At 67.3% G+C, this 7995-nt stretch carries 9 protein-coding genes; 8 read left to right on the top strand and 1 reads right to left on the bottom strand.

Annotated features, from left to right (window positions below; translation table 11 throughout):
- On the top strand, window positions 1-258 hold a 258-nt coding region (locus GAK38_RS22830; RefSeq protein ID WP_325347195.1), incomplete at its 5' end, for an IS3 family transposase.
- Here GAK38_RS22830 and GAK38_RS22825 read toward each other — a convergent pair.
- The gene (locus GAK38_RS22825; RefSeq protein WP_325347194.1) at window positions 221-850 is read right to left on the bottom strand and encodes a LysR family transcriptional regulator; all 630 of its coding nucleotides are present in this window, start codon (window positions 848-850) and stop codon (window positions 221-223) included. The two genes, GAK38_RS22830 and GAK38_RS22825, sit on opposite strands and share 38 nt — an antisense overlap.
- Window positions 851-1118: 268 nt before the next feature.
- Between GAK38_RS22825 and GAK38_RS22820 the strand changes: the two genes are divergently transcribed.
- Genes GAK38_RS22820 through GAK38_RS22790 form a run of 7 tightly spaced genes read left to right on the top strand, consistent with a single transcriptional unit; the run spans window position 1119 to window position 7925 of the window.
- Entirely contained in the window at window positions 1119-1937 is an 819-nt protein-coding gene (locus GAK38_RS22820; protein ID WP_325347196.1) for an aspartate dehydrogenase, read from the top strand.
- Window positions 1938-1956: 19 nt separating this feature from the next.
- A complete protein-coding gene (locus GAK38_RS22815; RefSeq protein WP_325347193.1) occupies window positions 1957-2742 on the top strand; it encodes an SDR family oxidoreductase in 786 nt (261 codons plus the stop codon).
- Window positions 2743-2774: 32 nt separating this feature from the next.
- A complete protein-coding gene (locus tag GAK38_RS22810) occupies window positions 2775-3455 on the top strand; it encodes an RraA family protein (RefSeq protein ID WP_325347192.1) in 681 nt (226 codons plus the stop codon).
- A gap of 28 nt (window positions 3456-3483) precedes the next feature.
- Window positions 3484-4692, top strand: a complete 1209-nt coding sequence (locus tag GAK38_RS22805; protein ID WP_325347191.1) for a Gfo/Idh/MocA family protein — start codon at window positions 3484-3486, stop codon at window positions 4690-4692.
- Between the two features lies 1 nt (window position 4693).
- Window positions 4694-5806, top strand: coding sequence for an ABC transporter ATP-binding protein (locus GAK38_RS22800; RefSeq protein WP_325347190.1), 1113 nt, complete (start codon window positions 4694-4696; stop codon window positions 5804-5806).
- A gap of 1 nt (window position 5807) precedes the next feature.
- On the top strand, window positions 5808-7490 hold the full coding sequence (locus tag GAK38_RS22795) for an ABC transporter permease (protein ID WP_325347189.1): 1683 nt from the start codon (window positions 5808-5810) through the stop codon (window positions 7488-7490).
- A gap of 36 nt (window positions 7491-7526) precedes the next feature.
- Window positions 7527-7925, top strand: coding sequence for a hypothetical protein (locus GAK38_RS22790; RefSeq protein ID WP_325347188.1), 399 nt, complete (start codon window positions 7527-7529; stop codon window positions 7923-7925).
- The last annotated feature ends 70 nt before the right edge of the window (window positions 7926-7995 follow it).

The raw sequence follows: 7995 nt of genomic DNA, 5'->3' as shown, positions 1-7995 counted from the left end.
GAGCACCGCGCCCTGTTGGAGCAATACGCTTTGATCGCCAGCATGAGTGCCAGAGGCAACTGCTACGACAACGCAGCAATGGAGAGTTGGAACCACAGTCTGAAGGTCGAGGCCATCCATGGTGAACACCTCGCCACACGGGAGCAGGCCAAGGCTCATGTGTTTGACTACATTGCGGTTGACTACAATCGGATCCGGCTGCACTCGACCCTGGGCTACCTCAGCCCAGAGCAGTACGAGCTGGCCAATGTCGCTTAGATAGGTGTCCGTAAATCAGGGGCAAGATCAAATACACGGGCACCAGCACGTCGGGTGCCAGCTCCTCGGCCAGCACGCCGCGCCAGTCATGGGTCATGACCAGGCTGATGGCGGGGCGCTGCTTGTCGTAGGACTGCCCCGGCCGCGGCCCCACGCGGATGGCGACGTCCACCGCGTGCCCATGCAATTCCGCCGGTTCGATCGAACTTTGGATGCGTGTCTGGATCCGCGGGTAGCGCTGGCTGAAGCTGGCCAGCCTGGGCATCAGCCAGCATGCCCCCACCGAAGGCAGCACGCTGATGTTCAGGACATGGTGCTGCTGGTGCGAGCGCAGCCATGACGTGGCCGCTTCGATCTGGCGGAACGCCGCTTCCACCTCCCGCAGGTAGGCGCGCGCATCGTCGGTGAGTTCGACGCGCCGCACGAGGCGGTTGAACAGCTTGACGCCCAGTTCATCCTCCAGGACTCGGATCTGCCGGCTGACAGCACCCTGCATCACGTTCAATTCGGCGGCAGCGTGGAAAAAGCTCTGCAGCCGGCCGGCCGCCTCGAACGAACGCAGGGCAATCAATGAAGGCAGGAGCTTACTCATGGTGCTTTCTCCGTGACGGGCTGAACCATCTTGTCCGGTGGCCGGATGCCATGCCCTCCCCTGTCGGTGCCATACGCATGACTCTGGATCACGGTCATTTCTTCAGCCGGGAAATCCGCCCAAGAATGACATCAAGTCATCGGCCGCATTTCCAGGGTTTACCCAAACGCATTACTTTGACTGCTGCATGGCGGCACAACAAATCGTTTGTCGCCTTCATGCATGCCCCTTTAGATTTCAACCGACGTTTGATTGGGAATCACGGGGCATGACAAACAAGGCAGAGATTCAAGTCGCCGTCGCCGGCCTGGGCGCGATCGGCAAGGTACTGGCCACGCAACTGGACGCGGGCAGGATCGGGGGCTGCAGGCTGGCCGCCATCAGCGGGCGCGATCCGGACAGGACGGCCGCCTTCGTGGCCGGTCTCTCCACTCCGGTGTCCGTCGTCCCGCTGGCCGCCCTGCCGGAGCGCGCGGCCGTGATCGTGGAATGCGCGCCGTCCGCGCTCTTGAGCCAGGTCGTCGAGCCGGCGCTGAAGGCCGGCAGGAAGGTCGTCGTGCTGTCGGTGGGGGCGCTGCTGGAACGGCCCGCCCTGCTGGAACTGGCCCGGGCCGGCCAGGGCCAGATTCTGGTGCCCAGCGGCGCGCTGCTCGGCCTGGACGCCGTCACCGCCGCCGCCGAAGGCAGGATCGAATCGGTCAGAATGGTTTCGCGCAAGCCGCCCGGAGGCTTTAAGGGCGCGCCGTTCGTGGAGCAGAACGACATCGACCTGGACCACCTGAGCGAGCCGTTGCAGCTGTATGCCGGCTCGGCGCGTGGCGCGGCCAAGGGCTTCCCCGCCAACCTCAACGTGTCGGTGGCGCTGGCGCTGGCCGGCATCGGCCCCGACCGCACGCAGATCGAGGTATGGGCCGATCCGGGCGTCGTGCGCAACACGCACCACATCGAGGTGGTTTCGGATGCGGCACTGCTGCACATGACCATCGAAAACATCCCCTCGGAAAACCCCAAGACGGGCCGGATCACCGCGCAAAGCGTGATCGCGCTGCTGCGCAAGCTGTCCGCGCCCGTGCGGATCGGGACCTGAACGTACGCGAGGTACAGCAATGGACTTGCGCATACAGGACAAGACCGCCCTGGTCACCGGCGCCGGCGGCGGCCTGGGCCAGGCCATCGCCGCCTCGCTGGCGCGCGAAGGCGCCAGGGTCGTGCTCGCCGACCTCGACCTGGCGGCAGCCCAGCGCGCCGCCGAAGCCATTGCCGGACAAGGCGGCCGGGCATGGGCCCTGGCCTGGGACTTGGTCGACCACGACGGCGCCCCGCAGCGGCTGCGCAGCATCGCCGGACGCTTCGGCGAGGTGGACATCCTGGTGAACAACACCGGGGGCCCTCCTCCGACCACGGCGGCCGGCGTACCGGCCACCGAATGGGAGAAGCACTTCCACGGCATGGTGTCCAGCGTCATCCACCTGACCGACCTGGTGCTGCCCGGCATGCGCCAGCGCCAGTGGGGCCGCGTCATCACCAGCACGTCGTCGGGCGTGGTCGCGCCCATCCCCAACCTCGGCATCTCGAATGCGCTGCGCCTTGCCCTGGTCGGCTGGTCCAAGACCCTGTCGCGCGAGGTGGCCCCCCACGGCATCACCGCCAATGTCGTGCTGCCGGGCCGCATCGCCACGGCGCGCATCCGGCAACTGGACGAGGCTCGCGCGCAGCGGGAGGGCCGCAGCCTAGACGAGGTCGTCCGCGGCAGCACCGACAGCATCCCCGCGGGCCGGTACGGCCGCCCCCAGGAATACGGCGACACCGTCGCCTTCCTGGCCGGCGACGCGGCCTCCTACATCACGGGCTCCGTCATCCGCGTCGATGGCGGCTACATCTCCAGCATCTGATTCCCGCACATCAGCCAGCCACAGGAGACGACGTGAAAACGAACCTGAAGACGCGCGAAGCCATCCGCCAACGCTTTCTGGCGGTGGACACCGCCAACGTGGCCGACGTCCTGGACACGCTGGGCTACCTGGACCAGGGCCTGGCGCATGACTTCGCCCCCTATCCCGGCGGGGCGGTCCGCCTGGCCGGCTGGGCCTACACCATCCGCGGCCAGATGACGCCTTACGCACTGGGCGGGGATGCGGCCAAGATGCGGGCCTGCCAGGGACTGTCGCCGGGCGAGGTCAGCGTCTGGAGCGGCGACGGCAAGGGCATCTGCTATTTCGGCGAATTGATCGCCATCGGCATGAAGGAGTGCGGATGCGCGGGCTCGCTCGTCGATGGCGGCATCCGCGACGTGCGCTGGATCGGCGAGCTCGGCTTTCCCGTCTATGCGCGCTACCGCACGCCGGTGCAGTCCATCGGCCGCTGGCAAGTGACCGGACACCAGATCCCGGTCTACCTGCGGGGCGCCACCTCGGCCCGCGTGCTGGTGCGCCCGGGCGACTTCATCCTGGCCGACGAGGACGGCGCCATCGTCATCCCGGCCGAAGCGGTCGACCAGACCCTGGCCCGTGCCGAAGAGCTCACCCGGACCGAACACCGGATCCGTGCGGAACTGGGCCATGGCCTGACCCTGGCGCAGGCGCTGGAGCGGTACGGCCACGTGTGACGCGCGCCCGCGCCGCGCACGCGGCTCCATGAAAGACGAGACAGAACGACCAGGAGACATGATGAATATTCGATTCGGTATCTGCGGCCTGGGCTTCGCCGGCTCGGTTCTCATGGCGCCCGCCATGAGAACGCATCCCCATGCCGTCATCGCCGCCGCCTGCGACCCCAACGAGGATGTGCGCACGCGCTTTGGGCGGCAGTACGGCGTCCCCGTGTACGCGGCGCTGGGGGACATGCTGGCCGCCGGCGGGCTGGATGCCGTCTATGTGGCCTCCCCCCACCAGTTCCACCGCGAGCACGTGGTGCAGGCCGCCGCGCGCGGGCTGCACGTCATCGTCGAGAAGGCGCTGACCCTGAACCTGGGAGATGCGGACCGGATGATCGACGCCACGCGCGAGGCCGGCGTGCATCTGGTGGTGGGCGCCTCGCGCAGCCACGACCCGGTCATCCGCACCATGCGCCACCTCATCCGCAGCGGCGAGGTGGGCCGGGTGGCGATGGTGAACTGCTTCAACTACACCGACTTCCTGTACCGCCCGCGCAGACCCGAGGAACTGGACACCGCGCAGGGCGGCGGCATCGTCTACAACCAGCTTCCGCACCAGATCGACAGCATCAAGGCCATCACGGGCAAGCGCGTGCTGGCCGTGCGCGCGATGACCGGCCGGCTGGACCCGGCGCGCCCCACCGAAGGCAACTGCGCGGCCCTCCTGACGCTGGAAGATCGCGTGGCCGCCACCGTCGTGTACAGCGGCTACGACCACTTCGACAGCGACGAGATGCACTTCTGGATCGCCGAGGGCGGCCGCGACAAGAAACCCGGCCACGGCAGTGCCCGGCGCGTGCTGCGCCAGTTGGCCGACAAGCCGGAAGCCCAACTGCGGCGGGAACGCTACAGCTTCGGCGGCCCCGTCTCCAGGGCGATGGAACAGGGCGATGAGGGCCGCAGGCAGCCGCATTTCGGCGTCATGCTGGTGACCTGCGAGTATGCCGACCTGCGCGCCGCGCCCGAGGGCGTGCTGGTCTACGGCGACGAGGGGGTGCGCGAAGTGGCGGCCCTGGCGGGCCGCGGCTCGTTCGGCCAGGGCGACACCATCGACGAGCTCTACGACGCCATCGCCGGCCGGTCGCCCGTGCTGCGCGACGCCGCCTGGGGCAAGGACACCGTGCAGGTGTGCCTGGCCATCCTGGAATCCAGCCGCACGGGGCGGCAGATCGACCTGCAAGGCCGGTGAGATGCGGCTTCAAGTCTCCGAGCTCTGCAAGCGGTACGTCCGCCGCGGCCAATCGCACGTGGCGCTGGACCGCGTGTCCTTCGCCATTCCGCAGGGCGCTTTCGTCACCCTGCTGGGGCCCAGCGGCTGCGGCAAATCCACGCTGCTCGGCCTGATTGCCGGACTGGACCACCCCACCTCCGGTACCATCGAAATCGGCGGGCGCACGGTCTACGACGGCGCAGGCAGGTTGTTCGTGCCGCCGGGCGCGCGCGATATCTCCATGGTGTTCCAGAGCTATGCGATCTGGCCCCACATGACGGTCCGGCAGAACGTGGAGTTCCCGCTGGAGCATGGCCGCAAGAAGCGGCCGGCCGCCGAGCGCGCCGCCGTCGTGGAGCGCGCACTGGATCGCGTGCACCTGGCCGCCTACGCGGACCGACCCGCGCCGCTGCTCAGCGGCGGCCAGCAGCAGCGTGTCGCGCTGGCGCGCGCCATCGCGCAGAGCCCGTCGCTGCTTCTGCTCGACGAGCCGCTGTCCAATCTGGACGCCAACCTGCGCGACGCGATGCAACAGGAGATCCGCTCCATCGTCACCGGCGCCGGCGTCACCGCGGTGTACGTCACTCACGATCAGAAAGAAGCCCTGTCGATGTCCGACACCGTCATCGTGATGAAGGACGGCGGCATTGAGCAGATCGGCCCGCCGCGGGATGTCTACTATCGGCCCGCCAACCGCTTCGTTGCGCAGTTCATGGGCGCGCCCAATCTGCTTCGGGCCACCGTCTCGTCGATAGACCCCGGCGCCGGGATGATCCATGCGCGATGCGCGCTGGGCGCGATCCAGGTCCGCCACCAAGGCGATCCGCTGCGCCCCGGCGACGGCATCACGCTGGTACTCAAGCAGGAAGACCTGGCACTGCGGACGCAGGACCCCCGCGCCGCCGCCAACACCTACGTACTGCCGGTGGCCGCGCGGATTTTCCTGGGCGAACGTATGGAGGTGGTCTGTGCCTTGCCGGACGAGCCTGGGCAGCAGCTGTCGCTGTACGTCAACGCGCGCACATCTCTGCCGGGCGATCGCGTCAGCGTCGGCTGCCAGCCGGAAGAAATCCACTACTTCCGGGAGCCGTGACGTGCTGCCGATCCTGGCCCTGGCCAGCTTCCTCGTCATCTCGCTGACCGTGCTGCCGGTCGTGGTGCTGCTGTTCACCAGCCTGCGGCCTGCGGGCAGGCTGTGGCTGGACGACGGCGGCTGGACGCTGCACAACTTCATTTCGCTGGCTACACAGCCCAACGTCGGCACCCTGCTGTCGAACACGGTGGTCTACGTGGGCGGGACCATCGCCCTGGCGACCGTGTTCGCAACCCTGTGGGCCTGGATCACCGAGCGCACGGACTTTCGCTACAAGGTGACCGTGCGGGTGCTGATGATCGTGACGCTGTCGCTGCCCTCGCTGATTCAGGGCTTCGGCTGGATCCTGCTGCTGAACCCGAACAACGGCCTCGTCAACCATCTGCTGCGCACCTGGCTGAACCTGGAGACGCAGACCGGCCCCATCAACGTCTACAGCCTGGGCATGATGGTCGTGGTCAGCAGTTTCCTCCTGACGCCCACGGTTTACGTGATGCTGTCGGGAATCATCCGGAACCTGGACTACAAGCTGGAATTTCCAGCGACGCTCGCGGGCGTTGCACCGGTACGCATCTTCATGAAGATCAGCGCGCCGGTGCTGCTGCCTGGGCTGCTGTCCGTGCTGATCTACACCGTCATGATCATGATCCAGGTGTTCGAGATCCCGCTGTCCATCGGCCTGACCGGCGGGGTGCAGGTGCTCAGCACGCGCATCTACCTGTTGAGCTCCGCCGAACTGGGCGAGCCCAACTACAACCTCGCCGCCGCCTTCGGCGTGGCGCTGGTCATCGTGGCAATCGCCCTGGTCGTGATGTACCAGCGGCTCACCCGGGAGTCGGAGAAGTTCACCGTCATCAGCGGCAAGAACTTCCGGCTCCACGCCGCCTCTCTGGGCGTCCGGCGCTTCCTGGCCTACGGCTATGCGGTCGTGTTCTTCGCGCTGGCCTTCCTGCCGATCCTCATCCTGCTGTGGACCAGCCTGCTGCCGTTCTACGCGCTGCCGTCCATCGGAGCACTGGCCCATGTCTCGCTGGAGAACTATTCCAAGCTGTTCTCGTCCTCCATGTTCCCGCGCAGCGTCAACAACACCGCGCTGGTCGTCGTCGTGGGCGCGACGCTCACGATGGCCGTCAGCCTGCTGGTGGCCTATGCGACCGTGCGGCCCGTCAACGGCTGGTGCCGCTGGATCGACGTGCTGGCCTTCATGCCGGTGGCCATCCCCAACATCGTGCTCGGGCTGGCGGTGCTGCTGCTGTATGTGCAGACCCCCGTCTACGGCACCATCGTGGCCATCATGCTGGCCCAGATCCTGGGAAACATGGTGTTCGGCACCCGGATTCTGTCGGCCGCGCTGCTCCAGGTGCATCCGGACATCGAGCGCGCCGCCTTGCTCGGCGGCGTGGGCCGCATCGGCATCCTCGCGCGCATCCTGGTGCCCATTCTGCGCACCCAGATGTTCAACGGCTGGCTGCTGGTGTTCGCCCACGCCATGCGCGACGTCGGCATCCCGCTGATCTTCCTGACCAGCCAGACGGTCATGCTGAGTTCGTCGCTGTGGGTGATCTGGGGCTATCCCGACGTTCCCGGCGCGGCTGCGCTGTCCGTCCTGCTGGTGATCGTCCTGGCCCTGGTCGTGACGCCGATGCAGGTGTACATGGCGCGAACCGACGAGAGCCGGCAGTAGCCCCGCATCTTCCCCCCAACCCCTCAGGAGACGACGATGAATACCCCTGCCAAGCCTGCACCGTTCATCCGCAGGACCTTCGCCTGCACGCTGGTCCTGGCCTGCTGCGGCGCCCTGCCGGGCCCGGCCTGCGCTACCCAGGCACAAGCCGGCAAGGACAACGAGAAGCTCATTACCCTGGCCCGGGAAGAGGCGAAGAAGGGCAAGTTCATGATCATGGTGAGCTCTCCCAAGTCCGAAGCGGCGCACAGGAAGATCATGGAGACGTTCCAGAAGCGCTTCAACATCAAGGCGGACTGGGAATGGACGCCGCTGACCTCCACCGTGTCGGCGCCGCGCGTGCACCAGCAGGCCACCGCGGGACTGCCCGTGCCCAGCGGGGCTGTCAGTATTTCTGTGTGTGAGGCGGTTGGTGAACTGGTTTCTGGCTGTTGATCTATCAGGCCCCTGCCAGGCCGCCGGAGGCCCCCCCGGTTGGCCCATGGACCCATGGCTCAGCCCCTCA

The sequence above is a fragment of the Xylophilus sp. genome, from assembly GCA_009914555.1.
Classification (GTDB): Bacteria; Pseudomonadota; Gammaproteobacteria; order Burkholderiales; family Burkholderiaceae_C; genus WNDY01.
Note: the sequence above shows the minus strand (reverse complement) of the source record. Positions and strands in the feature narration are given on the sequence as shown.

What these genes read in the sequence shown, in the direction of transcription:
- GAK38_RS22805 (WP_325347191.1), top strand. Translation starts at nt 3,484, where the DNA reads ATGAAAGACGAGACAGAACGACCAGGAGACATGATGAATATTCGATTC.
- GAK38_RS22820 (WP_325347196.1), top strand. Translation starts at nt 1,119, where the DNA reads ATGACAAACAAGGCAGAGATTCAAGTCGCCGTCGCCGGCCTGGGCGCG.
- GAK38_RS22825 (WP_325347194.1), bottom strand. Translation starts at nt 850, where the DNA reads ATGAGTAAGCTCCTGCCTTCATTGATTGCCCTGCGTTCGTTCGAGGCG.
- GAK38_RS22790 (WP_325347188.1), top strand. Translation starts at nt 7,527, where the DNA reads ATGAATACCCCTGCCAAGCCTGCACCGTTCATCCGCAGGACCTTCGCC.
- GAK38_RS22815 (WP_325347193.1), top strand. Translation starts at nt 1,957, where the DNA reads ATGGACTTGCGCATACAGGACAAGACCGCCCTGGTCACCGGCGCCGGC.
- GAK38_RS22800 (WP_325347190.1), top strand. Translation starts at nt 4,694, where the DNA reads ATGCGGCTTCAAGTCTCCGAGCTCTGCAAGCGGTACGTCCGCCGCGGC.